We start from the raw sequence: 25,960 nt of genomic DNA, 5'->3' as shown, positions 1-25,960 counted from the left end.
GACAAAAATGTCAGGAAGCCGTCAGCCTCCAGACACCTTCACTGCCTAGACTCACTGGGTTGCCTTGCTTCCGTAGAGGAGTTACCTGATGCGCCTGCTCATTGTCGAGGATGAAGAAAAAACCTCCTCCTACGTCCATCGTGGCTTGACCGAGCTCGGCTACATCGTCGACGTTGCCACCAATGGCATCGATGGCCTGCATTACGCGCTGGAATGGGATTACGACGTGGTGGTCCTGGATGTGATGCTGCCGGGCAAGGACGGCTACGACGTGCTGCAAGGGCTGCGCCTGCACAAGAAAACCCCGGTCATCATGTTGTCCGCCAGGGGAACCGTGGATGACCGCATTCGAGGGCTGCGCGAGGGCGCCGATGATTACCTGGGCAAACCATTTTCATTTGCCGAACTGGTCGCGCGCGTCCAAGCCTTGATCCGTCGCCGCGCCGGTGACACGGCCGACCTGACGCATTTGCGCATCGACGACCTGGAGGTCGACCTGCAAGCACGCAAGGTGACCCGGGGTGGGCTGAGGCTGGACCTGACGGCCAAGGAGTTCTGTCTGTTGAGCCTGTTGGCGCGACATCAGGGCGAAATTTTGTCCAAGTTGATGATTGCCGAGCAGGTCTGGGACATGAATTTCGACAGCGACGCCAATGTGGTGGAGGTCGCGATCAAGCGCGTGCGCGCCAAGGTGGACGCGCCGTATCCGCGCAAGCTGCTGCATACCGTCCGCGGCATGGGGTATGTGCTGGAAAGCCGGGAAGAACCTAGCAGGCAAAATGGTGCGTCGTGATGAAGATTTCCATCGCCAAGCGGCTGGCCCTGATGTTCGCCCTCGCTGTCCTGCTGATCATGTCGATCAGCGCGACACTGCTGCGTTCGTCCTTGAAGCAATCGCTCGATGAACAGATGCAGAACGAACTGGTCCTGCGCCATTCGGTGCTTGACCCGGTGCTGGCGAAATACGATTCGCCGACGTTCTGGGTCGGCTTGCGTCAGAAGCTCGACGGCCTGACGCCCGCGGATGAACGGGTCCGTTATTGGATTCTGGTGGATAACCCGGCCTTCAGCTATGGCGGGGCGATGCCGGACGGCCAGGATTGGTCCAAGCGCGCCGATGGACTCTTCAGCCTCCAATTGCCTGGGCGAGAGCGTGAGTGCCCCATGATGGTTTTGCTCAAGACCATTCCCGCCATGGGCAATCGCCCGGAACTGCGCTTCATCGTGGGATTGGACTCGACGCCGTTCAGGAAGACCCTGAACCATTTCACCAAGATACTGATCCTGACTTCGGCGTTGGGCATCGGCCTGGTTGCGCTGCTCGGTTACTGGATCGCGCGTTTCGGCCTCGGGCCGGTGCGGCGCTTGAGCCGTCAGGCCAATAGCCTGCCGCCGGGGGATTCGAAGCAGCGGCTGGACACTGAGGCGTTGCCCGCGGAATTGCAGGAATTGGCGGTATCGTTCAACGGCGCCCTGGCGCGCCAGGAAACGGCGTGGTGTCAGCTCGAAGGGTTCAACGCCAATGTCGCCCACGAGTTGCGCACACCCCTGACCAACCTGATCGGCCAGACCCAGGTGGCCTTGGCCCATGGACGAGATGTGGGTGAGCTCCAAGACCTGCTGCAATCGAACCTCGAAGAGCTGGAACGGATGGGCGGCATCGTCAACGACATGCTGTTCCTCGCCGGGGCGGAAAGCGGGCAGCGGGCCACCGAACTCAGTGATGTCTCGCTGTATGAAGAGGCGTCGAAGACGGTGGAGTACCTGGAGCCGGTGCTGCACGACAAACAACTGAGCGTGGAGATCCAAGGCGACATGCGCGTGTGCATCGACCGACGCCTTTTTCACCGTTCCCTGGCCAATCTGATACAGAACGCGGCGCGCTACGCGGTGCCGACCAGCATCATCACCGTGAGCCTGGTCAGCCACGGCATGCAGGTCGAGGTGAGCGTTTCCAATGCCGGGGAGCCTATCGACACGGTGCACCTGGAGCGTTTGTTCGAGCGTTTCTATCGCGCCGACGCCGCCCGGGCGCGAAGCGATGCGCACCATGGCCTGGGCCTTTCCATCGTGCGAGCGGTGGCGTCCATGCACGGCGGGCGTGTGTTCGCCCATAGCGAAAATGGCTTCAATACCTTCGGCTTTTCCTTGATGAACCAGGCGGCGCCTTAGTCGTCGCCCCCCCGCGAATAAAAGCCCGCCCGCGTTTGCAAGGCTGTTCACTTAAGAAAAATGATGGACCTGTGGCGAGGGAGCTTGCTCCCGCTCGGCTGCGAAGCAGTCGTAAACCGGCGGGTGCGGTGTGTCTGATACGCCGCAATTGGCAGGTTTTGGGGCCGCTTCGCGGCCCAGCGGGAGCAAGCTCCCTCGCCACGGGTTTGTCGATTGGCTTAAGAGAACAGCATTGCGCTCGGGTTTGACATCTTCCCGTCAGCCAGCAGTCACCTTGACGTCAGTCGCCCCCTCCTAGAGTGCTACGACCATCCCAACGAGGACCGTGTCGTGGAGCCCACTATGAATATTCGAAACCTGTCGATTGCCGGCCTGCTGGCCGTCATCTCCTTGAGCGGCTCGCCGCTGCTCGCCAAAGAACAAACGCAGATCCCAGCCTACGAATATGGCATGCCGCTGGACATCGCCAGGGTCGTCCATATCGAGGAGGCGACATCGCCGGTGTGCGAGGTCGTGCAAGCCAAGATGACCTACTTGAACAGCCAAGGCACCAAGAAGCACGTCAGCTTTCTGCAGTTGGCCGAGGCGTGCTCCAAACAGTGACCGTCCGGCGATGCCGGTTCATTTCTTCAGACAGGGACTATCACCATGTGGAATAACACAACAACACCTACCCTTGGCCGCGTGAGTGACAGGGGCCGGCTGGCGAGACTGGCGAGAACCCTTGCCGCCGGCTTCGCGCTGCTCGCTTCGGTGAGTGTCGAGGCGTCCGATCGCGTAGCACCGAAACCGGACTGGTCGACCCACGACATGCCGTCCCAGAAAGGCCGGATTGTCCTGGTCACCGGCGGCACCAGTGGCATGGGCTACGAGGACGCGCTGGCCTTGGCCCGTGCCGGCGCCGAGGTCATCATCGCCGCGCGCAACCCGGAGCGCGGCGCCCAGGCCATCGCGCGTATCCGTGAATCCGTGCCCGACGCCAAAGTGCAGTTCGAGAACGTGGACCTGGCCGATCTTTCATCGGTGCGCGACCTGGCCCAGCGTCTCAATCAGCGGCTGCCGCGCCTCGACGTATTGATCAACAACGCCGCCGTCATGGCGCCGCCCGAGCGGGGTACGTCCGCCGATGGCTTTGAGCTTCAGTTGGCCACCAACTACCTGGGGCACTTCGCACTGACCGGCCTGTTGGTGCCGCTCTTGCGTCAAAGCCAGGATGCCCGCGTGGTGAGCCTGTCCAGCATTGCTGCGACGCGCGGCACGATGAACCTCGATGACCTGCAGAGCGAGCAGAAATACGACCCCTATGCGGCCTACGCGCAATCGAAACTGGCGGTCCTGCACTGGGCCTTTGCCTTGCAGCGGCGCAGCGACGCTGAAAACTGGGGAATTCGCAGCATCGCGGCGCACCCCGGCGTGGCGGTCACCGAGTTGGTCGAACGCGGTCCTGGCCTGGACAGCGAGTTCGGTCGGCGCTGGGCCAAGGACCGCGACGCCTACCACTCTGCGGCACAAGGGGCATTGCCGACGTTGTACGCCGCCACGGCTGCGCAAGCCGTGGGCGGAGCCTATTACGGCCCGACCGGGGACGCTGAAAGACGCGGTCCGTTGGGCTTCGCCAAGACGCCGCCCGCCGCAAGTGCGCAGGCGGATGCCGAGCGGCTCTGGGCCGTCTCCGAGCGCCTCACCGGCGTGACCTATCGCTGATGCAACCCAGGGCGCGGGCGTCCGTCCCGCGCTTGACCTTTCTTATTGCCGTCTCCCTGGAGTCCCTATGAGTGCGCCTTCCTATTTGCACCGGCTGAGTCTCGCCCTCAACGCCCGCGACGGTGAGTTGCGTCCGGCGCTGTGCGGGTTCCTGCTGTTCCTTTGCCTCTTCACCGGTTACTTCATGCTGCGCCCAATCCGTGAATCGATGGGCATCGCGGCGGGAGTGGAGAACTTGCAATGGCTGTTTACCGCGACCTTCCTGGTCATGCTGGCGGCCGTGCCGTTGTTCGCCTGGCTCAGTTCCCGAGTGCCACGCCTGCGCCTGATCGACTGGGTGTACGGCTTCTTCGGGTTCAACCTGCTGATGTTCGTCGAGCTCTTCCAGTTCCAGCCGGACAGTGTCTGGCTGGCCCGGGTCTTTTACGTCTGGATTTCGGTCTATAACTTGTTCGTCGTCTCCGTGGCCTGGAGCCTGATGGCGGATGTATTCGACAGCGAGCAGGCCAAGCGTCTGTTTGCCTTCATTGCCGCGGGCGCCAGCGTCGGCGGCCTGTTGGGGCCGGCCCTGAGCGCGTTGCTCATCGGTCCGCTCGGCGCTTCGGGGTTGATGTTTCTGGCGGCCTTGTTGCTCGGCGTCACGCTGGTCTTGAAACGGGCATTGATGGCATGGCGCGAAAAGGGCGGGGCTGGCCGTCTTGGCGCCGCGCCGACGCAACATCCCCGGCAGCCCTTGCAGGGCAACCCGTTCAGCGGTTTGATGGCCGTGCTCGGGTCGCCTTACCTGTTGGGCATTGCCGGGTTTGTCGTGTTGTTGGCGACGGTCAGCACTTTCCTCTATTTCGAGCAGGCGCGCCTGGTGGCCGAGCATTATCCGGATCGCGAAGCGCAAGTGCGCATCTTCGGCACCATCGATATCGTCGTGCAGGCCGGGGCGTTGCTGTCCCAGCTGTTCATCACCGGTCGTATCGCGCCGAAGCTGGGGGTGCGCGCCTTGCTGGCCATCGTGCCGCTGCTGATGTGCATCGGCTTCCTGGGCCTGGCGTTGGCGCCGGGGTTCGCGCTGCTGGTGGCGCTGATGATCGTGCGGCGGATCGGCGAGTACGCGTTCGTCCGACCGGGCCGGGAAATGTTGTTCGCGCCACTGGATGCCGAGAGTAAATACAAGGCCAAGAACTTTATCGACACCGTGGTCTATCGTGCGGGTGACGCCATGAGTGGCTGGATCAAGAGTCTGCTTGATCTGTTGGGGCAAGGCGCCGGCCCGGTCGCTGTGGTGGGCGCGGGTTGCGCGTTGCTGTGGGGCTACTTGGGTTGGCAACTGGGGCGACAGGCCGATTATGCCGCTTCCAGGGAACAGCGCTTGGCGGCGATCTCGGCCAGGGAGCTAAACACCTCGACTGTCGCGTCGTAACTTCATGGTGCGGGCCTTGCCCACTTGAACGTCTGGCAAACCGCAGCCTCTGACATTAATGCGGGGCGAGCACGGTTCGCCCATCCATCCATGCACGGAGGAGAGGTTCAATGAAGATTCTAATGGTGCTTACATCCCACGATCAGTTGGGTGACACCGGCAAGAAAACCGGTTTCTGGCTGGAGGAGTTTGCCGCGCCTTATTACGTGTTCGCCGACGCCGAGGCGACGATCACGCTGGCCTCTCCAAAGGGTGGGCAACCACCGCTGGACCCCAAGAGCGACGAAGAGGACGCCCAGACCGCTGCGACCCGTCGCTTCGCCTCTGATACCAGGGCCCAAGCGGCGTTGGCCAACACCGTCCCGCTGGGCGAGGTCGACCCCTATGACTTCGATGCCGTGTTTTATCCCGGAGGCCATGGGCCGCTGTGGGATCTTGCCGAGGACACCGACTCCAAGACGCTCATCGAGGCGTTTTATGCGGCGAATAAACCCATCGCGGCCGTCTGCCATGCGCCAGGTGTGTTCAAGAACGTCAACGCCCCAGACGGCGAACCCGTGGTCAAGGGTAAGAAAGTGACTGGATTCACCAACTCCGAGGAGGAGGCGGTGGGGTTGACTCATGTGGTTCCGTTCCTGGTGGAGGACATGCTCAAGGCCAAGGGCGGTGAGTACTCCAAAGGAGCGGATTGGAGCAGCTATGTGGTTGAGGATGGACACCTGATCACCGGGCAGAACCCCGCCTCATCGGAAGCTGCGGCCAATGCACTGCTCAAGCGATTGGAGGTGGAATAGGCGGGTTGAGTCAGCTTCGCGCAGTGGGCAACTCGGCCGCTGATAACGGGCGGTGGGCACCAAGGACCGTTGACGGCTAATGCCTGCCAGTCAAGCAGCAAACCTGTGGGAACAGATAAGCAGCAACCCTGTGGGAGCAAAGCTTGCTCGCGATTGCGGTAAGCCAGCCGACAACGGTATTGGCGACGCTGCCGCTATCGCGAGCAAGCTTTGCTCCCACAAGATTCATGTCGTTTGTTGCTTGACTGGAAGGCATTAGGGCCTTGATGGCCATTTTTGTTGGTTGGGTCCGGGCATATCCATGAGCAACTCGTCGTTTTCAGGTACAGCCGCTATAGTGCGACCCATACGCCGTCCCCCGGCGCTGACACGGCAGTCACCAGGAAACTTATATGTCGCAAGGCGAGCTCGTTACCCATCCCGAAATCACCCATTTCCAACTCTCTCCCAGCGTCGAGCAGGCGCGTCAACAGATCCCGCCCGCCAAGGACCGATTGGCCCAGCGCAAGCAGGCGGTGCTGAAACCATTCAAGATCGTGCAAGGCTTGTTTTGCGCTTACTTCCTGATCAAATGGGTCGTGGCGGGGCATTACATTGGCGGGCCGCTGCTTGCGGGCCTACTCTGGTGCGTGACATGGATATTCAGCCTGCCGCTGCGGTGGTTCTGGCGCCAGGAAAGCCGTGAGCTGAAACGGGCGGAAGATAACGTCCCGGTCGTTCTGCACAAGACCTGCACTGACTTTCTCGCGGAGCAGGACCTGGGCCCGTATCGCTGGATATCCCGTGGGGAGAACATGCTTGGGCTATTTCCCGAGTCTGCCGTGCTCTACCTCTACTCGGCGGAGTCCGGCCATCAGCACGCTCTGATCGACGCGCCGCGGGTCGTCCGGCAAGTACGGGTCGACGAGCGAACCCAGACCGTTCACACCTCCAAGACCCATACGACCCATAGCGAGCGTCGGCTCTATACCACTCACTATGGTGGCGACATCGATAAGGGCACCTCGGACTCGACCACTTACACTTCAAGTACCACCCACCACTCCTTCACTGTGCAAATCCAGTTCCAGATCGGTTCAGGCACGCCTTGCTGGACGACCTGGTCGTTTGGTAATGATTGGCAGGAAGTCGAAAACTGGCGGCTGCAGATTGCCCAGGCGGCGGGGCTTTAAGGGGCCCGGGCATCTACTCACTGTTCGCGTGGAGCGAGGTGCAAGGCCTGCTCCATGCTCGCCAGTTTGATTTGGGTTTCCTCGTACTCATCGGCCGGTCGAGACCCCTGGACAATCCCGCAGCCTGCGAACAAGTGGCAATGCAAAGGTGTCATCAGCGCCGAACGCAAGGCCACCAGGAAATCGCCGTTGCCCCGGGCGTCCAGCCAACCCACGGGCGCGGCGTACCAGCCCCGGTCGAAGCCCTCGTGCCGGCGAATGAAGCCCATGGCCGTCGCCGCTGGCAAACCTCCAACCGCTGGGGTGGGGTGCAAGGCCTGAATGCCGTCCAGCAAACTACACCCCTCTACAAGCCGGGCGCTGATCGGGCTGCTCAGATGCTGCACCGTGGCCAGTTTCAGCAGTTCGGGTCGGGTGGCCGCTTGCAGGTCGCTGACGATGCCGCTCAAGCCTTGCAGGATGGTCTGCACCACCAGTTGATGTTCATGCAGTTCCTTGGGGTCCGCCAACAAACCTGCGCCCACTTGCTGGTCTTCCTCGGGCGTTGGGGCGCGGCGCGCGCTACCGGCGAGCGCGTGGGTGCTCAGGTGGCCTTCCCGGCAACTGAGCAGCCGTTCCGGGGTGGCGCCCATGAAACAGCTGCCTGCGCGGTGCAAGGCGAACAGATGGGATGAGTTGCGCCGCTCGTGCAGCCGACGCATGACGGCGCCGCTATCGAGGGCGGCGTCCAGCTGATATTCGATATGGCGAGCGAGCACCACTTTGCTCAGCTCGCCGCTGTCGATGGCCTGCAAGGCGTTGGCGACCTTGGCTTGCCACTGGGGCGCGGGCAATGCGGTGCGTTCGATCACCTCCGGGTGCGATGCGAGCGAGCGTGGCGACGCGAAAAGCTGTTGGTGCGCCGCCACGCTGGCGCGCGCCAATGCGGCCGGATCGCTGCCGGGTTCCACCACGCATTGGCAACGCAGCCAGCGGCCGTCGCCGTCCTCGCTGAGCAGCCATTGGGCCAGGTGAAAGCTGGCATCGGCGAACGGCGCCCAATGTGGCGCGCAAGGTTGTTGCGTGTCGAAACGCATGCCGCCCAGCAGCAGCGGTGGATGGGCGCCGTCGATCACCGCGTCGGCACACAGCGCGAACCATTGACGGTTCACCTCGGCCAATCGCTGCGGTCCCGTGGCTTCGATCTGCCAGGCGCAGCCCAGACCGAATAGAGCCAGCCCCGGTGAATGAGCACACCAGAAAAAGCCCTGCCGGTGCGTTTCGTAAAGCACTAGTGGATCAAGGTTCGGTGCGGGGCGCGAACTCACGGCGACAACGGGCCGCTGATGCTTCAGCGCGAGCTGGTGCGCAGCTTCGAACACACTCAGTAAGGCGGCTTCGTTCATACGGCCGCGCTCTTTTTTTGCAGCCAGAACGCCGTTTGCTCCGCGATGTACCAATGGATGACCTGGTTGAACAGGCCCTCGACGAATTCACCGTCCAGCCCCGCCTCCTGCGCCCACTGCCGGCGCTGCGGCAACATCGCCGCGACGCGGTCCGGTGCGGCGATACTGGCCTGGTCGGGCTTGAACGACGAGGCCGCCTTGACGTACTGCATGCGCAGCCCCAGGGCATCGATGATCTGCCGGTCGAGGGTGTCGATGGCGTGGCGAATGTCCGGCAGGCCGGTGCAGTGTTCCGGGATTTTCATACCGAGTCTCCTTGAAGGTAGGCCGTGCGTTGCAGCAAGTGATGGATCACGGGGCGCGGCTGTTGCTTGAGGTAAAAATGATCGCCGTCGAACTGGCGGATATCCGGGGTGTGTTCGCTCAGGTCCGCCCAGGCCCGGGCCTGGTCAAGGCTGACATCGGTGTCGGCCAGGGCCAGCAGTACGTCGATGGGCGCCGCCAAACGGTCAAGCCGCGCCGGTTGCCAGGTTTCGATGGCCTGGTAATCGCTGCGCAGGGTCGGCAGGAACAACCCGCGCAGTTGCGGGTTGCCCCACAGGTTTGTGGCCTCGGCGTCCTGGCGCAGGATGTCGGCGATCAGCGCGGCATCGTCCTGGCGGTGCAGGTCACTGGCTGGTTGCCGGTGCGGTGGCGGGTGGGCCGAGACAAACACATGCTCGGCACCGACGCCCGCCGCCTCCAACTGCACACCGACGGCGTAGGCCAGCGCCGCGCCCATGCTGTGGCCAAACAGCCACAGCGGGCGGGAGGGCAAACTCAAGAGGGCCTGGCTGATGTGTTCAGCCAGGCGGGCCAGGCAGGCAATACGCGTCTCGTTGAACCGTTCTTCACGTCCGGGATATTGCACGGCCAGCAAGTCGATATCCCCCGGCAGGTGCGTCAGCCACGGACGGAAGAAACTCGCGCTGCCTCCAGCGTGGGGCAGGCACACCAGGCGGGCCCGGGGTTGGTCACCCTGACGCAGCACGCGCAACCACGGGGACATTTCGCTGTTCATAAGGCCTGCACCTGTTCCGCCAGGGCCTTGCGGTTGACCTTGCCCAGGCGCGTCAGCGGGAATTCGCGCAGCACCTGCAAGCGGTCCGGCAGTTTGTAGGCGGCCAGTCCACGCTCGCGCAGCCAGGCGTTGATCGTGCCCAGTTCGACCTGCTCGCCATGGGCCAGCACGCAGGCGCAACTGCGCTCACCCAGCAGCTCATCGGCCAAGGCCACCAGGGCGACATCGCGAATCAACGGATGGCCCAGCAGCAAATTCTCGATTTCCTCCACTGGAATTTTCTCGCCGCCGCGATTGATCACATCCTTGGTCCGCCCCTCGACGATCAAATGGCCCTCGGGCAAACGCCGCACCAGATCGCCGCTGCGGTAGAAACCGTCGGCGGTGAAGGCGCGCAGATTCTGTTCGGCGGCGTTGTAGTAACCGCGAATGGTGTAGGGGCCGCGCACCAGCAATTCGCCCACGGCGCCAGGCGCGACCGGCACGTCATCGGCGTCGACGATGCGGATCTCATCGTCAGCGGTGAGCGGCAGGCCCTGGGTTTCGAAGATGCGTGCTTGTGGGTCATCCAGCGGCGTGAAGCACAGCAACCCTTCGGCCATGCCGTAGACCTGTTGCAGGCCACAGCCCAGGGCCGGGCCGATACGCGCGGCGATCTCGGCCTTGAGTCGTGCGCCACCGACTTGCAACCACTGCAGGCTGCTCAGGTCGTGGTGGGACCATTGCGCCATTTCCAGCCACAGCAGGACCAGCGGCGGGATCAACGAGGTGTGGGTGATGCGTTCGCCCTCGATCAGTTCGAAGGTGGTTTCGGGGCTGGGCTCCGGCGCCAGCACGAGGGTGGCGCCGACACTGAACACCCCGAACGCGCCGGGTGAGGCCAAGGGGAAATTATGGGCCACGGGCAACGCCGCCAGGTAGCGGGTGTGGCTGTCAAAGCCGCAGGCGCGGGCTGCCAGGCGCGCATTGCAGGCGTAGTCGGCATGGGTGCGGGGGATCAGCTTGGGCAGGCCGGTGGTGCCACCGGACAGCAGCAGCACGGCGACTTCCCGTGAGTCTGGCGCCGGCAGCGGACGAGGGTCGGCAACGCAGTCGCCCAGGGCGACGAACGCCTCGGCCGCCCCGACCACAAAGACCTGTTGCAGGCTCGGCGCTTGTTTACACAGGGCCCGTGCCAGCGGTCGATAGTCGAAGCCCAGGTGTCGATCGATAATCACATAGGCCACGGCCTGGCTCAGTTGGGCCAAGTGGAGCAGTTCATGTTCGCGATGGGCCGGCAGGGCGAACACCGGAATCACGCCCAGGCGCAACAGGGCGAACGTCAGGCTGAAAAATTCAGCGACGTTGGGCAGTTGCACCAGTACCCGTTGGCCAGCGCGCAAGCCCCGGTCGGCGAGCCCGGCGGCCAAGCGGTCGGCTTGCAGATCGAGCTCGGCGTAACGCCAACGCCGATGGCCGTCCACCAGCGCCTCTTTGTGCGGCGTACGCAGCGCCTGCTCGCGCAACAGTTGGCCCAGCGGCACGCCTTGCCAATAACCGTGTTCGTGATAGCGGCGGACGAAGTCGTCGGGCCAGTCGGTGCATCCATCAAGCATGGCAATCTCCTTGAACGGTCGGGCAACCCAGCAAACGGGCGCCGTGCAGAATCAGCGGGTGCGCCAGGCCGGCGATTCGCACCGCCTGTACGCCGGTGTATTCGGCCGCCTGGATACGCAGCAACGGGTCGTCGCCGGCCAGCAAGCTGAGGGCGGTGTGGTCGGCGGGATGGACGCCCATGTGGATCGCCGCCAGGCCCGTCGCGCCGTTGGGGTGAATCATTTGGGGCGGATGCTGGGCCGGCTCATAGGGCGTAACCAGGAAGGGCAGGCGGTCGTGGCGTGGATAGACGAAACGAAAGCGCGTCTGGCGGCCATCCACACAGGTACGCCGCCAATTCACCGTGCGACCCATGGCCACGCCGCAGCCCGCCAGGCCCTTGAGGCGCGGCGCCAGGGCCGGGGTATCGCACAGCAGCGCCAGGTCGCAGAACCCTTCGCCCTGGGCGGCCCAGCGCAACATCCGCCGCCCGGCGCCACGGCCAGCCAGGCAGTCGATGGGCCACTTGAACAGCCAGGCGTGACGCGGTGTGGTGAGCAACTCGATGATCGGCCCCTGGCTGAACCAGATGTGCGCGTGTTGCGCGCGAGCCTCGGCAGTGGCGTAGGTGACTTCGAAACCGGCGGCGCGAAAGTTCGCCACGGCCTGGTGCAAGTCGCGCACCCACAGCAACACGTGGCTGCAATTGGACAAAGGTTGGGCAGTGTTCAAAACGGCAGCGCTCCGAGCAGTTGGGCGGTGTCGTCACCGCAAGGGGGTTGCACGGCGTCGGCCAGCGCCTGGAGTTCGGCCAGGGGCAGCGCGCGGGGCACGGGCGGCTCGATCAAGGTGGGCATGCCGATCAGGTTGTTCATTTCGCGCCAGGCCATGGACACCTCGGTGGCCCAGACGCCGCTGTGCAGGCGCCGCGAAGGTTCGTCGATGTCGCGGCATAACGCGTCCAGGGCGACGCTGACCGCGTCGGGCCAGACCTGGTTGAACACCTGCCGGTAGCTCAGGGGCACCTGCGGGTCGAGAAGCACCATCGTTGGCCCGGCCAGCCGTTCGCTGCCGGGGCCGGCCATGATCAGCCGGTCAGTGCTGTCCCTCGGCGCGTGCAGGCGCGGGTTCCACAGCACCGGGCCGTGGGTGTCGCCCAGGCTCAGCACCCCGGCTTCGCAGCCGACTTCGAGGCGATGCAGCAGGAACGAGTGGTTGTCCGGGTCCTTGGGGTGCACCTGGTTCTGTATTCGCAAGCTGATGGGGACACCGTTGAAACGGGCTTCGAGCCGGGTGAAGGGATGCTCGCCGAGCGTCGGGGCAGGGGCCGCGAACGACCAGGGCCGTAGGCCACCGGCCAGGCGCCCGAGAATATCCAGCAGCGGGTAGGCGACCTGGCTGTTGCAGGCGGCTTCGATGTACGCCAGCCCCTGTTGATCGCGCAGGTAAGCGGCCACGGCGAGAAAGCGCCGGATCGCCAGGATATTCGGGTACAGCGTGTTCACCGCATAGGCGGCCTGGCCCTGGCGCGCGGCCTGCATGCACGCAGCGATTTCGCGGTGGTGCACCGGATGTTCCTGCAATACGTGGATGCCGCGGCGCAGAAATTGTTGGGCCAAGTCACCGCCAGCGCCCCCGGTTGCCCCGGAGCGCACCACCACGCAGGCGATATCGACCTCATCCGGCACCTGTTCGACGGTCTCGTACAGCGCCACCCCGTAATGCTCGGCGCAAGCTTTCGAGTAGGCGTTGCCGCGGGACAGGATGCCCACCAGTTGGTAGCGATCGTGGGCGCGGGCCAGGGCTTGCAGGTAGATGCGACCGAACGCGGTGCCGGCCACGATCACGCGTTTGCGCGCAGGGGCGCTGTTCATGGGCAAGTCTCCGGGAGGCGAGCCCACTGGGCCAGCGTAGGGTCGTCGGGCAATTGGTCGAGTAGTTCAAGATCCAGGACGGGCTCTTCAAGGTGCGCGGCCAGTGCCGCGCGGCTCAGGCGATGGTTGGGTACCTGGGCGACGAAGACGCGATGGCCCAGGCGCGCCAATGGGTGTCCGGCGGCGGGCAGGCTGCGGTTGCCCTGGAATCCGCTCCTGGCCAGCGCGGTTTGCCACTGGGTGAGGTTCAGGAAGGTGGTGCTGCTGAGCTGACGTTCATCGTCGGCCTGGTTGAGCATGAAGGCCTGGGAGGCCATCACCCAGAATTCCTCTTGCGTGGGTTCGCTGAACACCAGCCAGCCGCCTGGCTTGAGCAGGACGAGCAGGTTCGCCAGGGAGCGCTCGGTATCGCGAGCGGCATTGAGCACGCCACCGGCGATGATCAGGTCCCAATCCTGGCTGCGGTAACCCTGGGCCAGGGCAGGGCGGTCGATGTCGAACACGCCGTGGCGAACCCACGACCAGTCTTGCAGGCGCTCGGCGGCCTGCTCGCTGAAATAGCGCGACACGTCGGTGCAGAGGTAGTCCACCGCAGCGTCGGCCAAGGCCGGCAATACCGCCTGGGTGGTCGACCCGGTGCCGGCACCGACTTCGAGCACGCGCAACGGCACAGCGGCGCTCTGGCGTGCGGCCCAAGCCCCGACCCAGTGGGCTACGGCGCGATGCTGGTACTGGGCAGCCAGGCTTTCGCGGTACAACGCCGCCGCGCGTTCGGTGCGCCCCTCGGGAAACAACAGGTGCACCGCCGCGCAGTCGCCGTGCATCAGCGCCGGTAATTGACGGGCATTGTCCCGTGCATAGTCGAGGGTGCCGCTGCCGCCGGTGTTGCGCGCCCAGTCCAGGGTCAGTTGCGTCCAGATGCCTTCGAGGGCTTCGTCGCTCCAGGCGCTGGCGTCAAGGGTCGGGTGCAGTCGGGTGCCTTCGCGGCGCAACAGCCCTTGCCCCTGCAACACGTCGAGCCAGCGCGCGATCAACGGTCGATGACCCGGCGCGATGCCCCCAAGGGCCAGCCCCTGGGCGACATCGTTCAACGGGGCGGGCAACAGGCCGCAATGCTCCAGGCCATTAAGCATCGACAGCAACGCGGCGTGGCCCAGCCGATCATTGAGCTGTACCGCTTCGACGAGTTGCTCGCTGGAAAACTGCTGGTCGAGGGCCGCTTCGGTCCCATCGAGGTGATCCTCGACGCTTTTGGCCTCGCAAGGATGAGGCACGGCGAACAAGGTCTGGCCGTGCAGCGCGACACTACTCACGTCGGGATGCCCGAGGGCCCGCTCGCGCCAGCGTTGATGTTCGAGCTTGACGCTGGCCAGGTCGCGCCATTCGCCGAGGGCATCCGTAAACCCCTGGACGCCGCAATTAAGCTGTGCCGCCGCCCGCTCGGCCAGTTGCCAGTCGCCCGGTTGCGCCGTGATGAACAGCACCTGTTCCAAGTAGCTCAGGTCGGTCAATGGCAACGCTGGAAAGTCCAGCAGCCGTTCCAGCTGTTCGGCGTTCATGACCGCCACGGCGGGGCGTTGGCGTTCGATCACTGCCAACAGGCGTGCCGGGGAGCGCTGATGTATGCCCAGGTCCGTCAGGGCCGGTAAATGCCAGGGAAATGCGCCGGCGGGTAGCTCGATCAGCAGGATGTCAACGTGCAGCGTCATCATGAAACTCCTACGGCGTGAAACAAACGTTGCCCGGCGGCCGCCAGCGGGTCGCTGGCCGCGGGCCAAACTTCGAGTAATTGGAAACCCTGGGCCTGCAAGGCCTGGCGCCATGCATCAGGCGGGATGAACACTTCATCGGCACTGCGCAACGGCGCACCGGCGGGCGGCGACAGCAGCAGGTGCATGAAGGTCAGCATCGCCGGGTTGTCCGCGATGGACTCACTGAACAACAAGCGCCCGCCGTCCCGCAGGCAGGCGCGTATCTGTCCGAGGCTGCGGGGCAAGTCGCGGGCGTTGTGCAGGACGTTGCCCGCGACCACCAGGTCCTGGCTGCGGGCCTCGATGCCTTGCTCGGCGAAGTCCCGGTCCAGGTCGAGCAAACCGACGTGCATCCCCGGTTCCAGGCGGAACTCACGCTGGGCCGCCCCGGTGAAAAGCGAACTGATGTCGGTAAAGCGATAGTCCTTTTCCCGCGCTTGCAACGCTGCCAGCACGGCGCGGGTGGTGCAGGCAGCACCACCGCCCAACTCCAGCACCCGCAGTACATCGCCGAGGGCACGGACTTCGCTTGCCCGTGCGGCGAGGGCTCGATTGATCGCAGCGGTGAAGTGGTTGCGCTGGTAGGCGCCCAGCACCGCGACGGGGTCACCCGATTGCACCAGCAACGGTGCCAAGGCGAGTTGGTCGCGCAACAGGTTGGGCAGGCACTCGATGACCTGGCGGTGCAGGGGCGCCATGCTGGCCGGGAAGCCCAGTTCGGCGTACAGCCCGGGCAAATTTTCTACCGCGGCCGGGGGTGGCGTGCCTTGCCAGGCGAGGCGTCCGGCGTCTTCGCGCAGCGCACCGGCGTGGGTCAGCGCCGCCAGCCAGCGCCGCACGATCCAGGCATGGCGGGGCGCCGTGCCCAAGGCCTGGTTGATCTGCCCGGCGCCGCGCCAGGCCTGCACCGGCAAAGCCTGGGTGTGCAGCAACACTTGGGCCATTACCCCCAGGCTCACGTCTTCGAGTTCATTCAGGGCGCTGTTCATAGGCAACCTTCTTCAACGGTGTGCAGGTGATCGAGCGGGCCGGGCAGCAGGTTCAGGGCACGGATCGCCGAGGTGCGTTGCAGGCGTTCAAGGCTGGCGGCGGGTGGCAACACCTGGGCGGCGTAATGGCAGCCGGTGCTGATCTCATCGTTCGCCACGCTGACCACCGTGGCGGCGGCCATTGCTCCAGTCAGCGCCGCGTTGCCTGCGCCGCTGAGCACCAGGCTGCGGGTGCGTGCCTGGCCGTCCCACACCCCGTCGAGTTGCAGCAGCAACGTGACGAAAGGGGCCTGGCCGCTGAGGTCCAGCCGGCTGGCCTCGCACAACCGCTGCACCGCATCGGCGCGCGACAGGCCGTGGGCCAGGTCCAGGGCCTTGAGCACATGTCCGTCGGTGATCACGTTGAACCAATGGCCGACGTCCAGGCGCAGGTCCATGGCCAGGCATTCGCCTTCCCGATTCAAATAGGGCAGCAAGTGAACCTGGCCGGGGAAACACGGCAGCAGCACATCCCGGCTGCGGCGCAGCGCCCGACTGCAACGACCATTGCGCCAGGCCGCCAGGGGTTCGCTGGTGCCGTCCACCGCCCCTTGCAGGAAGTCGTCGGCGGCCACGGCGGTGAATTGGTCACGCAGGCCGAAATAGCTGGTCAGTCCCTGGACTCCAGAGAAAGCCTGCTGGGCCAGCCAACGGGGCAGCAAGCCGGTAAGCCCTGGTTGCAGGCCGGCTCCGAGGACGGCGCAACGGTTGTGCCACTGGCTCGGCTCAAGTGTCACCTCGCCGGCGGCATCCACGTAGTGCGCATCGGTTTGCAACGCCGCCCGGGCGGCCCGATCTTCCAGTCGCCAGGAAGGCCCGGCGCAATTGAGCAGCACGTCGCAGCCATGGGCGAAACCGGCCAGGGCAGCGGCATCATTGAAGTCCACCGCGTACCAGTGCAGGCGCGCGTCGGGCCATTGCTGCTGGAGCGATGCCAGGCAGCGGGCACCGTTGCGGGCATCACGCCCGCCCAGGCGCAGTTCGTTCACACCCAAGCTCAACAGCGCCCGAGCGCTGGCCAGACCGACATCGCCACTGGCACCCAGCACCCCGATCAGCATGGCTGGGCCTGCGCATTCAGGCGCCAGCCGCCGGCACGCTGGCGATCACGCCAGAACCCGGCGTACCGCCCGTGGAGGGCCAGCAGTTGCGAGTGAGTGCCTGCTTCCACCAACCGGCCTTGATCCAGCACCAGAATCTGCTCGGCGGCCATGATAGTCGGCAGGCGATGGGCTATGACCAATACGGTCGAGCTTTGCTTCAGGCTACGAATCGCCGCTTGTACGAAGGCTTCGTTCTGGGGATCGAGCGCGGCAGTGGCTTCATCCAGCAGCACGATTGGCGCGCGTTTGAGCAATGCCCGAGCCAGAGATACTCGCTGGCGTTCACCGCCGGACAGTGACGCGCCGCCTTCTCCCACCGGGGTGTGCCAGCCCTGGGGCAGGCGCGCGACGATTTCATCGACGCCGGCCAGTCGCGCCGCTTCAGCCACCTGCTGCGCAGTAGCGTCCGGCCTGCCGACACGGATGTTGGCTTCGAGACTGTCGTCGAACAGGTAGACGTCCTGCATCACCAGCGACAATTGCGCCATCAAGGCTTCGTTGGACAGTTCGCGCACATCGACGCCGCCGACCTTGACGCTGCCCTGGGTCGCATCGAAAAACCGCATGAGCAGACGCGTGACGGTGGTCTTGCCCGAGCCCGAGGCGCCGACAATCGCCGTCATCGAATGGGCCGGTGCAGTGAAGGTGAGGTCGCGCAGCACCGTCGGGCCGCTGGCGTAGGCGAAGCTGACGTGTTCGAAGGCAAAGCTGCCGGGGGCGGTCAACGGCTGACTGACAGCGGGTTGCGGCAATGGCGACTCGCGCAGGATGCCGACCAGTTGCTCCAGGTCATTACCGGCCATGCGCAGCAGGCCGCTGCGCGCCGCCGCCTCGGCCAGTGGCCCGACAAAACGGGCCGCCAGGGCCAGCAACGCGACCAACTGAATGGCGTCGATATCACCGTGGACGGCCAGGGCGACGCCCACGCCCACCAGCAGCGCAAAGGCTAATTGCACGGTCAGGCCGCCGGCCAGCAGTTTCGGAAAGGTCTGGGCCAACATCGAACCACCGGCCTGTTTCTGCGCCAGATTGGCTGCCTGCAAGGGCGCGTAGCCGTCCTGGGTCCGGCCAAAGGCGCGCAGCACTTGCTGGTAGCGGGCGAACTCGACCACGCGGTTACCGGCCATGGTCGCGGCGGCTTCGACCCGGGCGTCGTTATTGCCGATGGCGGCAGCGGACCAGTGGTGGGTGAAGTAGATCAGCGGCGCGCACAGCACCGCGGTCAGGCCCAGGCGCCAGTCGAAGATGAACAAGGTCAGCGCGACCGTGGCCGGCACCACCACTCCGGACACCACCGGTCCCAGGTAATGGGCGAACAGGCCGGTAACCATCAACGTGCCGCTGGTGGCACTGCGCGACAGGCGGCCGATTTTTTCCGAATTGAACCAGCCCAGGGGCAGGCTGGCCAGGTGTTGGCCGAGGCGATCATGCAGGGTGGTCAGCACCACCAGCGCCAGGGCAAAGCCCTTCATCGCCTGCTGGTAATGGGCGATGCAGGTCAGCACGGCCATCGCCGCCAGGCCGGCCAGCCAAGCCAGCGCCGTAGCTGGGTCACCGGCAAACAGCGCGTGCAGGATCGGCACCAGGAAAGCCACGGCCAGGCCTTGCAGCACGGCGCTGGTCACCAGCCACGCGAGGTATCGGTAAAGGCGGGCGGCATGGGCCGGCCCCAGTAACGTGACAAGACTGCGGATCACAGGGACATCTCCAACTCGGGGACGGGGTGCTTGGCGCCGGCGCGCCACAGCTGGGCATAGGCGCCGTTGGCTTGGAGCAGGGATTCATGGCGACCGCTTTCAAGCACGCGGCCCTGATCGAGGACGACGATCTGGTCCACGCCGCTGATGCTGGCCAGGCGGTGGGCGATCACCAGCACCGTACGGCCCCGGGCCAGGGCCGACAGGGCGTCCTGGATCAACGCTTCGGATTCGGGGTCGGCGTGGGAAGTGGCCTCGTCGAGGATCAGCACCGGCGTGTCAGCCAGCAGCGTGCGGGCGATGGACAGGCGTTGCGCTTCACCGCCAGAGAGAACCGCATCCTCGCCGATCACCGACTGATAGCCACGGGGCAGGGCCTCGATGCGCAGGTGAATCTGCGCCGAGCGGGCCGCCATCTCCACCTCCGCGTCGCTGGCCTCGGGGCGGCCCAGGCGCAGGTTGTCGGCCACTGTCCCGTGCACCAGTTGCGCGTCCTGCAAGACGAAACCGACCTGTCGATACAACTGGCGCGGATCGATGTCCCGCACATCGACACCGCCCACCCGCACGCAGCCAGCCTTGACGTCGTGAAAGCGCGGCACCAGTTTGGCCAGGGTCGACTTGCCCGCGCCGGACGCGCCGACCAGGGCGGTCACGCTGCCAGCCGGACAGTGCAGGTCGACACCGTTGAGGATCGGGTGCTCGGGGTCGTAGCCGAACTGCACATGTTCAAAGGTGATGTCACTGCCCTGGGGCTGCTGGCCGACTTTCGGCGCGGGCAGTTCTTCGACCTTGAGCAGTACTTCGATGCGGTCGGCGGCCGCCAGGGCGGTGCGTTGGGCGGTCAGGCTTTGATTGATCACCAACAGCGACTGCGGAATCACCACCGCCACCAAGGTCTCGGCGAACAATTGCAGCGGCGTGATCCAGCCTTTGGCCAACAGCAAGGTGCCCACCCCCAGGCTCACCAGCAGAATCACCGGGACGCTCAAGGCCATCGAGGAAAACGCCTCCAGGCGCAGCAGCGGTCTGACCCAACCGGCGTATTGCTCGCTGAACTGGTTGACCGCCTGCTGATAGCTGCGATGGGCCTGGCCCACCTGGCCGAACGCCTTGACCACGGCAATGCCGTGGACAAACTCGACGATGGCGGCGCTGACCCGGCTCATGCTCTTGTCCAGCAACTGCATTTTCCCGCCGAAGCCGCGCATCATCAGGGCGTAGGCCAGCGCATACACCGGCAAGGTCAGTACCGCCAGCAGCGCCAGGCGCCAGTTCAGCGTGACCAGCCACACCAACCCCGCCACGGGCGTGACGATGGCTGCGGTAAGTTCCACCGCGTGATGGGCGACCAGGTGGTGCAGGTCTTCCAGATCGTCCTGCACCACTTTGCGCACCGCGCCCGAGGTGGTGTCGGTGTACCAACCCAGGGGCACGCGCCCCAGCTTGCGCACCATGGCTTCGCGCAGGCTGGCTTGCAGGCGGTGGTCCGCCAGATGGGTCAACCACAGGGCCACGCCGTTGGCCACCCAGCCCAGGCTCAAGGCGATCACCACCAGCGCCGCCCAACGCCACAAGGCTTGAGTGTCGACGCCACCGGCCAGCAGCAACCGGCCCAGCTCGGTCAGGCCGATGAAGGGCACCAGGTTGACCAGTGCGCCGACCGCGGCAAACGCTACGCCTAAGTGAATCAGGCGGTTGACCGGACGTTTCAGGGTATCCAGAGCGGTGGTCATGAGTTTTTCCGTAGGGCGTCCAGCAGGTGCGCGGTGACGGTGTGGACGTGAGGCGGTTCGATCACGCTGAAGTGATTGCCCGGCACATCGATCAAGTCGAATCGTCCCAGGCACGCGTCTTCCCAGAACGGTGCCGCCAGGTGGCCAACGCCGCCGGTGATGCCGAACGATTGCTGCTCCAGGCAGCGCAGGTAGGTCATGTTGCCGAGGAACGGCGGCGGGTCGAACCGTGCCGCGCGCATGCTGTGGCGGCAGACGCGGAACAACGTCGGCACCAGCTCCGGGCCGATGGGCACCCCGGCCTGGCCCGACGCCAGGCGCGCATATTCGGCCAGGCGTTGTTCCTGGCTGCGCGCCGATTGTTGTCTCACCGCCAGCGCCAGGGCTTCAAGGCCCGGGTCGCCGCTCAAGGCGGCCATGGCCCCGGCGGGCACGCGGCGATTGTCACGGGCCATCAGCAGATCGATGGCGCGGTACACGTCATAGTCTTCGATGTGCGGGCCGAACACGGTTTTCACCGGATCCAGGTTCAGGTTGGGCACGAAGATCGCCTCGTAGGCCAGCTCTTCGTCGGTGTCGATGAACATCGGAATGCTGTCGATCAGGCTCAGGTCCACCACGTCCATGCCCCGTTCGAGCAGACGCCGGGCGACCTCGGTGGCGAGCAGCCCGCCCAGGCAGTAACCGATCAGCTGGAAGCGCTGGTGACCGTCGGCGATCAAGCGTTCTGCGTAATCCTGGGCCACGCTTTCGATCAGGCGCTTGGGCTCCAGGGCCAGGTAGCGCTCGGTGTCGGCCACGGCAAAGCCGATCACCGGGCCGGCCTGTTGCTCGGCCAGGGCGCGCCCCAGGTGCTGGAAGTAATCCAAGGTGCCGAGGGCGGCGTGGAACATCACCCGCACCGGGCCGACCTCGCCACCGCCGAATGGCACCACCAACGCATTGCTGCTGGAGGAACGCTGGGCTTCGCCGCCCGCCGCAGTGGGCACTGGCGCGGCTTCGCCGTGGTTGAGCAGGCGCGCCAGGGCGGTGACATTTGGCTCGTTGAGCATCTGCCGCAGCAGTGTGTCGTAACTCAAGGCCTGGGCCTGGGGCAGTTGTTCACGCAGTTGACCGGCGACACGGGCGAGGATCAGTGAGTCGGCGCCTTTTTCGTAGAAGCTGTCGTCGACGCCAATTTGCGTCAATCCCAAGGCCTCGGCCCACAGCCGGCACAGCTCGGCGGTGAGGGGATCGGTCGGCGTCGCCTGGCCCGCGGACACGTGGGCATCAACGGCGGGGCGCAAGCCGGCCAGGGTCTTGCGGTCGACCTTGCCATTGGCGGTCAATGGCAAGCGGTCGAGCACTTGCAGGTGCGCCGGCAGCATGTATTCGGGCAAGCGTTGGGCCAGGGCGCGGCGCAGGCTGTCGACGTCCAGGCGCTGGAACCCGGCCTTGAAACGGGCGGCGAACACCTGCATGCCGAGGGCCGCCAGCGGGTGATCGGCCTGGGGCAGGGCGGGCAGGCATTCACCGCCCAACGCCCGGATCCGCGCCTGCCAGGTCTGTGCGTCGCGCAAACCGCTACGGCCCAGGTCGTGGTCGTCGTTGACCGGGGTCATCATGAAGCCCTGGGTCAACAGGATCGGCGGCCATTCGCCGGTGGGTTCGCTGAACACCAACCAGCCCCCAGGGCTGAGCAGCTCGGTGATTTGGCCGAGGGCTTTGTCGATGTCCTTGACGCTGTTGAGCATGCCGGCACACAACACGACATCGACGCTGTTGCTGGCCAGCCCTTGGGGCCGGATGTCCTGGTCGATGTCCAGCACGCCGTAGCGCACCCAGGCGTGCTCGGCAAACCGTTGCTTGGCCGCTGGCAAGAAAAAAGCGGTCATGTCGGTGAACAGGTAATCGACGTCCAGGCCATCGAGCAGCCCGATCACTGGCGCGCTGGTGGCCCCGGTGCCGGCGCCGATCTCCAGGATGCGCAGCGGCCCGTCGCCGTCATGGTGGGTGGCGAGGCGGTTGATCAGTGCCGCGATGCTGTGATTGTTGAAGCGCGAAACGGCGTCTGCGCCGTACAGCTGCAATGCCAGGTCCTGTTGGCCTTGGGGAAACAGCAGGTCGAACGGATTGACCTCACCCTTGAGCAACGGCGGCAATTGCCAGACATGGTTGAGCTGGTAGTCGAACAGCGCCTGGCTGCACAGCCCAGAGGCGACGGCCTGTTCCACCCGGCCCCAGGCCAGCGCCGGCTCGGGTGCCGGTTGCGCCAGGCGATAGCGCGATTGTTCGAGTTGCAGCAGGCCCGCCTCGCACAGCGCGCCCAACCAGCGGCGCACCAGCCAGTGATGGCGCGGCTGTGCCTGCAACGCGTGGAGAACGCCCGGGGCATCAGGTTCGGCCAACTCGCCGCTGAACAAGCCGGCCTTGAGCATCACCTCCAGCATCGAGCTCAGCGCCGCGGCACTCAGGTCTGCCTGGTAATCACCGACCTGTTGGGCGTCAAAGGCGCCGACCTGGTTGTCGGCATAACGATTGATCGTCGTGAGCAAGGACGCGTCCGGCAACGGTGTTGGCGATGTCCGCGCGGCAGTGACAAAGGCCATCAGGCTGCGCTCTCCGGTGGCTTCGCCGGTGACCAGGCTGATTGCGTTGTCCACGCCGGGGCTGGCGAGCAATGCGGCGTCAATTTCGCCCAGTTCAACGCGATGCCCACGGATTTTCACCTGGCCGTCTTCACGGCCGAGGAACTCCAGTTCGCCGCCGGGCAGGTAGCGACCCCGATCACCGGTGCGATACAGGCGCTGGCCGTCCACGGGATGGGCGAAGAACCGCGCGTCGCTCAGTGCCTGGTCGCCAAGGTAACCGTTGGCCAGGCCGACACCTGTGATGTACAGGTCGCCAGGCACCCAGGTCGGGGCGTCGCGCCATTGGCTGTCGAGCACGCGAAAGCCCTGGTTGGCCAAGGGCAGGCCATAGGGAATGCTGCGCCACGCCGGGTCAATGGCGCCGATCGGGTGCAGGTTGGACCAGATCGAGGCTTCGGTCGCGCCACCGAGACCCACCAGGGCCAGGCCAGGCAAGAGTTGTTGGAGTTGCGGCGGCAGGTTCAGCGGAATCCAGTCACCGGACAACAACGCCAGGCGCAGGCTGTCCAGTGGCCGGGGCTCGGCATGCAGGTAGTGGACGAGCATGTGCAGTTGCGCAGGCACCGAGTTCCACAGCGTCACCTGATGCCGCTGCACCAGTTCGGCCCAGTGCGACGGGTCGGCGCCACGTGCCGGGTCGGGCAGCACCAGCACGCCGCCCACGGCGAGGGGGCCGAAGAGGTCGTACACCGACAGGTCGAAACTCAACTGTGCCAACCCCAGCACGCGGTCCTTGGCGTTGACGTGAAAACGCCGGTTGATGTCTTGCACGGTATTGAGGGCGGCGCGATGGCTGATCATCACGCCTTTGGGGTCCCCCGTGGAACCGGAGGTGAAGATCACGTAGGCGAGGTCATCGGGGTTGCTGTCAACCGCTTGGAAGTCGGCCGCTGCCGGCGCCAGTCGATCCATGGCATGCCAGTGCAACCCATCCGGCAGCGGCGTATCGGGCAGGCTCTGGGACTGGCCAAGTACATGACGCACCTGGGCGCTGCGCAGCACGCGGTCGCGGCGGGCGGCCGGGGCATTGCTATCGAGTGGCAGGTAGGCGGCCCCGGCAAGTAATACACCGTAGGCCGCTACGACCTGGTCGAGGCCTTTGGGCATGAGGATCGCCACCGGTTCCTGGGCGGCGCAACCGGCCTGGCACAGGGTGGCAGCGACGGCCAAGGCGCGTTCGACGAGCGCGGCATAGGTCAGGCTGCCGTTGGCGTCGATCACCGCCAGCGCTTGCGGATGTGCCTTGGCCATGACCAGCAGACCGTCGTGCAAGCGACCGGTGGGCAGCGGCGCGGCGGTGGCATTCGCCGCCAGGCGCTCACGCTGCTGCCAGGCCGGCAGCGGCACCTGCATGGGTTGTTCCCAGGCAACCGGGTCCAGGGCCAATCGCTGCAGCTGCGCCAGGAACGCCTGCTGCATGTCGTTGACCAAACCGTCGGGGAACACGCCTTGGCGAACGTCCCAATGGACGTGCAAACCGTGGTGGTCATCCATCACCTGGCAGTCGAGGGTGACTTGCGGGGTCTGGGTAATGCCGTGGCCCACCCGGCGCTGGCTGGCCGCCAGGGGTTCGATCGCCAGGCCGATGGCGCTGGTGAACACCACCGGCATGGCCGCGGCTTCACGGCCACGCCGACGGCCGATTTCACGCATCACTTCAATGCCGGAAAACAGCCGGTGCTCCAGGTCGGCAAACAATTGGCCGCCCAGTTGCCGGGCCTGCTGGGTGAAGTCCTGGCCTTGCGGATCGTTGACCTGGAGCAGGCTCACGGAGGTGAAGTCCCCCACCAGCCGATCCACTTGCGGGTGCAGTGGCAAGCGGTTGAGCAGCGTCAGGTTGAGGCTGAAGGCAGGGCGCTGGCTCCAGCGTTGCAAGGTTCCGACGTAGGTGGCGAGGACCGCAATGGAAGGCGTCAGGCCGCGTTCGTTGGCGGCTTTTTTCAGGGCGTTCCATTGCTGCTGATCGAGCTGGGCCGAATGCCGCTGGAAGCGCGGCGATGCCGTGTCTTCACCGTTCAGGGGCGCCGGCAGTTGCGGCGCGGCGGGCAAGTCATCGACGCGCCCCAGCCAATACTCACGGTCGCGTTGGTGGCGGCTGCCTTCGAGCAAGCCACGCTCCGCCAGCAGGTAGTCGCGGAAGGTGATGTCCAGGGGCGGCAGGGGGGCCTGGGGATCGTCCAGCAACTGTTCCAACTCGTTGAACAGCAACTGTGCGCTGGCCCAGTCGGCGATCAGCGAATCCATGGAGAAATGCAGGGTGTCGCCGCTGTCGCTGCGGCTCATGCGCAATTCGAACAGCGGCCATTGATCGGTGGGGTAGAGCTTCTGTTCCATGGCCTGGCGGATCTGCTGCACGCCGTGCCGGTGCTGTTCAGCCGTGGCGCCGCGCAAGTCCGCGACGGCCAGCGAGTAGTGGGCAACATTGGCCAGGACGCATTGGGAACCCTCGCTGGCGATCACCGCGCGCAGCATGTCGTGACGCTCGATCAGACGGTTCCACGCCTGTTCCACCTGCTGCGGATCGAGCCGCGGCCAACTCAGTTCCAGATAACCGTGACAGGCGACGTTGCCGTAGCCAAAGGAAGATTGGCGGCCCAGGAGGTAAGCGTTCTGCACGTCGGTGAGCGGGAAGGGCGCGTGGTGGTTCGCCGGGTCAGCCTGTACCAGTGGCCGTTCCTGTGTTTCGAGCAGGTGCAGGATCTGTTCTTTGTGCTCACGCAGTTGTGCCAGGCGCTCGGCATTGAGCAGGCCTTGGGGTGCGCGGAATTTCAATTGTCCGTCCTGGGGCCAGAGTTCGACGCCCAGGGACTTGAGTTCACTTAGCAGTTTGGCGGCGGGCATGGGTACAGCTCCTGGAGAAAAGAG

The 25,960-nt window shown here is 65.2% G+C and carries 19 protein-coding genes; 7 read left to right on the top strand and 12 right to left on the bottom strand.

Features of this window, described 5'->3' with window-relative positions:
* Window positions 1-88: 88 nt before the first annotated feature.
* From M1D99_RS16615 to M1D99_RS16585, 7 genes are all read left to right on the top strand, one after another.
* Window positions 89-793, top strand: a complete 705-nt coding sequence (locus M1D99_RS16615) for a heavy metal response regulator transcription factor (RefSeq protein WP_434570457.1) — start codon at window positions 89-91, stop codon at window positions 791-793.
* A complete protein-coding gene (locus M1D99_RS16610; protein ID WP_411384689.1) occupies window positions 793-2,172 on the top strand; it encodes a heavy metal sensor histidine kinase in 1,380 nt (459 codons plus the stop codon). The genes M1D99_RS16615 and M1D99_RS16610 overlap by 1 nt, the downstream gene beginning before the upstream one ends.
* Window positions 2,173-2,514: 342 nt before the next feature.
* Window positions 2,515-2,775 carry a DUF2790 domain-containing protein gene (locus M1D99_RS16605; RefSeq protein WP_458130456.1) on the top strand — a complete coding sequence of 87 codons (261 nt, stop codon included), beginning with the start codon at window positions 2,515-2,517 and terminating at the stop codon, window positions 2,773-2,775.
* A gap of 45 nt (window positions 2,776-2,820) precedes the next feature.
* Entirely contained in the window at window positions 2,821-3,876 is a 1,056-nt protein-coding gene (locus tag M1D99_RS16600; protein WP_186705661.1) for an oxidoreductase, read from the top strand.
* A 67-nt stretch (window positions 3,877-3,943) separates the two neighbouring features.
* Complete coding sequence (locus tag M1D99_RS16595; RefSeq protein WP_434570453.1) at window positions 3,944-5,290, top strand: NTP/NDP exchange transporter; 1,347 nt, start codon at window positions 3,944-3,946, stop codon at window positions 5,288-5,290.
* Window positions 5,291-5,400: 110 nt separating this feature from the next.
* The gene (locus M1D99_RS16590) at window positions 5,401-6,084 is read left to right on the top strand and encodes a type 1 glutamine amidotransferase domain-containing protein (RefSeq protein WP_434570451.1); all 684 of its coding nucleotides are present in this window, start codon (window positions 5,401-5,403) and stop codon (window positions 6,082-6,084) included.
* A gap of 392 nt (window positions 6,085-6,476) precedes the next feature.
* Window positions 6,477-7,256, top strand: coding sequence for a hypothetical protein (locus tag M1D99_RS16585; protein WP_434570449.1), 780 nt, complete (start codon window positions 6,477-6,479; stop codon window positions 7,254-7,256).
* A 17-nt stretch (window positions 7,257-7,273) separates the two neighbouring features.
* Here the strand turns inward: M1D99_RS16585 and M1D99_RS16580 are convergent, their stop codons facing one another.
* From M1D99_RS16580 to M1D99_RS16525, 12 genes are read right to left on the bottom strand one after another with little or no spacing between them, the layout of a single operon-like run.
* The gene (locus tag M1D99_RS16580; protein WP_458130455.1) at window positions 7,274-8,641 is read right to left on the bottom strand and encodes an isochorismate synthase; all 1,368 of its coding nucleotides are present in this window, start codon (window positions 8,639-8,641) and stop codon (window positions 7,274-7,276) included.
* The gene (locus tag M1D99_RS16575; protein WP_434570445.1) at window positions 8,638-8,946 is read right to left on the bottom strand and encodes an isochorismate lyase; all 309 of its coding nucleotides are present in this window, start codon (window positions 8,944-8,946) and stop codon (window positions 8,638-8,640) included. The genes M1D99_RS16580 and M1D99_RS16575 overlap by 4 nt, the downstream gene beginning before the upstream one ends.
* The gene (locus M1D99_RS16570; protein WP_458130454.1) at window positions 8,943-9,701 is read right to left on the bottom strand and encodes a thioesterase II family protein; all 759 of its coding nucleotides are present in this window, start codon (window positions 9,699-9,701) and stop codon (window positions 8,943-8,945) included. Before M1D99_RS16570 ends, M1D99_RS16575 begins: the two co-directional genes overlap by 4 nt.
* The gene (locus tag M1D99_RS16565; RefSeq protein WP_458130453.1) at window positions 9,698-11,296 is read right to left on the bottom strand and encodes a (2,3-dihydroxybenzoyl)adenylate synthase; all 1,599 of its coding nucleotides are present in this window, start codon (window positions 11,294-11,296) and stop codon (window positions 9,698-9,700) included. Before M1D99_RS16565 ends, M1D99_RS16570 begins: the two co-directional genes overlap by 4 nt.
* Window positions 11,289-12,008, bottom strand: a complete 720-nt coding sequence (locus tag M1D99_RS16560) for a VOC family protein (RefSeq protein WP_186728294.1) — start codon at window positions 12,006-12,008, stop codon at window positions 11,289-11,291. The genes M1D99_RS16565 and M1D99_RS16560 overlap by 8 nt, the downstream gene beginning before the upstream one ends.
* Window positions 12,005-13,150, bottom strand: coding sequence for a Gfo/Idh/MocA family oxidoreductase (locus M1D99_RS16555; RefSeq protein WP_458130452.1), 1,146 nt, complete (start codon window positions 13,148-13,150; stop codon window positions 12,005-12,007). The genes M1D99_RS16560 and M1D99_RS16555 overlap by 4 nt, the downstream gene beginning before the upstream one ends.
* Window positions 13,147-14,859, bottom strand: a complete 1,713-nt coding sequence (locus tag M1D99_RS16550) for a class I SAM-dependent methyltransferase (RefSeq protein ID WP_458130451.1) — start codon at window positions 14,857-14,859, stop codon at window positions 13,147-13,149. Before M1D99_RS16550 ends, M1D99_RS16555 begins: the two co-directional genes overlap by 4 nt.
* Window positions 14,859-15,890 (bottom strand): class I SAM-dependent methyltransferase, encoded by a 1,032-nt coding sequence (locus M1D99_RS16545; protein WP_434570434.1) that lies wholly within the window; start codon window positions 15,888-15,890, stop codon window positions 14,859-14,861. Before M1D99_RS16545 ends, M1D99_RS16550 begins: the two co-directional genes overlap by 1 nt.
* Window positions 15,887-16,990, bottom strand: coding sequence for a saccharopine dehydrogenase NADP-binding domain-containing protein (locus M1D99_RS16540; RefSeq protein ID WP_458130450.1), 1,104 nt, complete (start codon window positions 16,988-16,990; stop codon window positions 15,887-15,889). Before M1D99_RS16540 ends, M1D99_RS16545 begins: the two co-directional genes overlap by 4 nt.
* Window positions 16,984-18,729 (bottom strand): ABC transporter ATP-binding protein, encoded by a 1,746-nt coding sequence (locus tag M1D99_RS16535; RefSeq protein WP_458130449.1) that lies wholly within the window; start codon window positions 18,727-18,729, stop codon window positions 16,984-16,986. The genes M1D99_RS16540 and M1D99_RS16535 overlap by 7 nt, the downstream gene beginning before the upstream one ends.
* Entirely contained in the window at window positions 18,726-20,465 is a 1,740-nt protein-coding gene (locus M1D99_RS16530) for an ABC transporter ATP-binding protein (RefSeq protein ID WP_458130448.1), read from the bottom strand. Before M1D99_RS16530 ends, M1D99_RS16535 begins: the two co-directional genes overlap by 4 nt.
* Window positions 20,462-25,936 (bottom strand): amino acid adenylation domain-containing protein, encoded by a 5,475-nt coding sequence (locus M1D99_RS16525; protein WP_458130447.1) that lies wholly within the window; start codon window positions 25,934-25,936, stop codon window positions 20,462-20,464. Before M1D99_RS16525 ends, M1D99_RS16530 begins: the two co-directional genes overlap by 4 nt.
* Between the last annotated feature and the right edge of the window lie 24 nt (window positions 25,937-25,960).

Source organism: Pseudomonas sp. R3-41, from assembly GCF_054161485.1.
Note: the sequence above shows the minus strand (reverse complement) of the source record. Positions and strands in the feature narration are given on the sequence as shown.

Coding starts and splice junctions, on each gene's coding strand:
- M1D99_RS16525 (WP_458130447.1), bottom strand. CDS start 25,936: ATGCCCGCCGCCAAACTGCTAAGTGAACTCAAGTCCCTGGGCGTCGAA.
- M1D99_RS16530 (WP_458130448.1), bottom strand. CDS start 20,465: ATGACCACCGCTCTGGATACCCTGAAACGTCCGGTCAACCGCCTGATT.
- M1D99_RS16570 (WP_458130454.1), bottom strand. CDS start 9,701: ATGAACAGCGAAATGTCCCCGTGGTTGCGCGTGCTGCGTCAGGGTGAC.
- M1D99_RS16550 (WP_458130451.1), bottom strand. CDS start 14,859: ATGACGCTGCACGTTGACATCCTGCTGATCGAGCTACCCGCCGGCGCA.
- M1D99_RS16545 (WP_434570434.1), bottom strand. CDS start 15,890: ATGAACAGCGCCCTGAATGAACTCGAAGACGTGAGCCTGGGGGTAATG.
- M1D99_RS16595 (WP_434570453.1), top strand. CDS start 3,944: ATGAGTGCGCCTTCCTATTTGCACCGGCTGAGTCTCGCCCTCAACGCC.
- M1D99_RS16585 (WP_434570449.1), top strand. CDS start 6,477: ATGTCGCAAGGCGAGCTCGTTACCCATCCCGAAATCACCCATTTCCAA.
- M1D99_RS16610 (WP_411384689.1), top strand. CDS start 793: ATGAAGATTTCCATCGCCAAGCGGCTGGCCCTGATGTTCGCCCTCGCT.
- M1D99_RS16565 (WP_458130453.1), bottom strand. CDS start 11,296: ATGCTTGATGGATGCACCGACTGGCCCGACGACTTCGTCCGCCGCTAT.
- M1D99_RS16615 (WP_434570457.1), top strand. CDS start 89: ATGCGCCTGCTCATTGTCGAGGATGAAGAAAAAACCTCCTCCTACGTC.
- M1D99_RS16580 (WP_458130455.1), bottom strand. CDS start 8,641: ATGAACGAAGCCGCCTTACTGAGTGTGTTCGAAGCTGCGCACCAGCTC.
- M1D99_RS16600 (WP_186705661.1), top strand. CDS start 2,821: ATGTGGAATAACACAACAACACCTACCCTTGGCCGCGTGAGTGACAGG.
- M1D99_RS16575 (WP_434570445.1), bottom strand. CDS start 8,946: ATGAAAATCCCGGAACACTGCACCGGCCTGCCGGACATTCGCCACGCC.
- M1D99_RS16540 (WP_458130450.1), bottom strand. CDS start 16,990: ATGCTGATCGGGGTGCTGGGTGCCAGTGGCGATGTCGGTCTGGCCAGC.
- M1D99_RS16555 (WP_458130452.1), bottom strand. CDS start 13,150: ATGAACAGCGCCCCTGCGCGCAAACGCGTGATCGTGGCCGGCACCGCG.
- M1D99_RS16605 (WP_458130456.1), top strand. CDS start 2,515: ATGAATATTCGAAACCTGTCGATTGCCGGCCTGCTGGCCGTCATCTCC.
- M1D99_RS16590 (WP_434570451.1), top strand. CDS start 5,401: ATGAAGATTCTAATGGTGCTTACATCCCACGATCAGTTGGGTGACACC.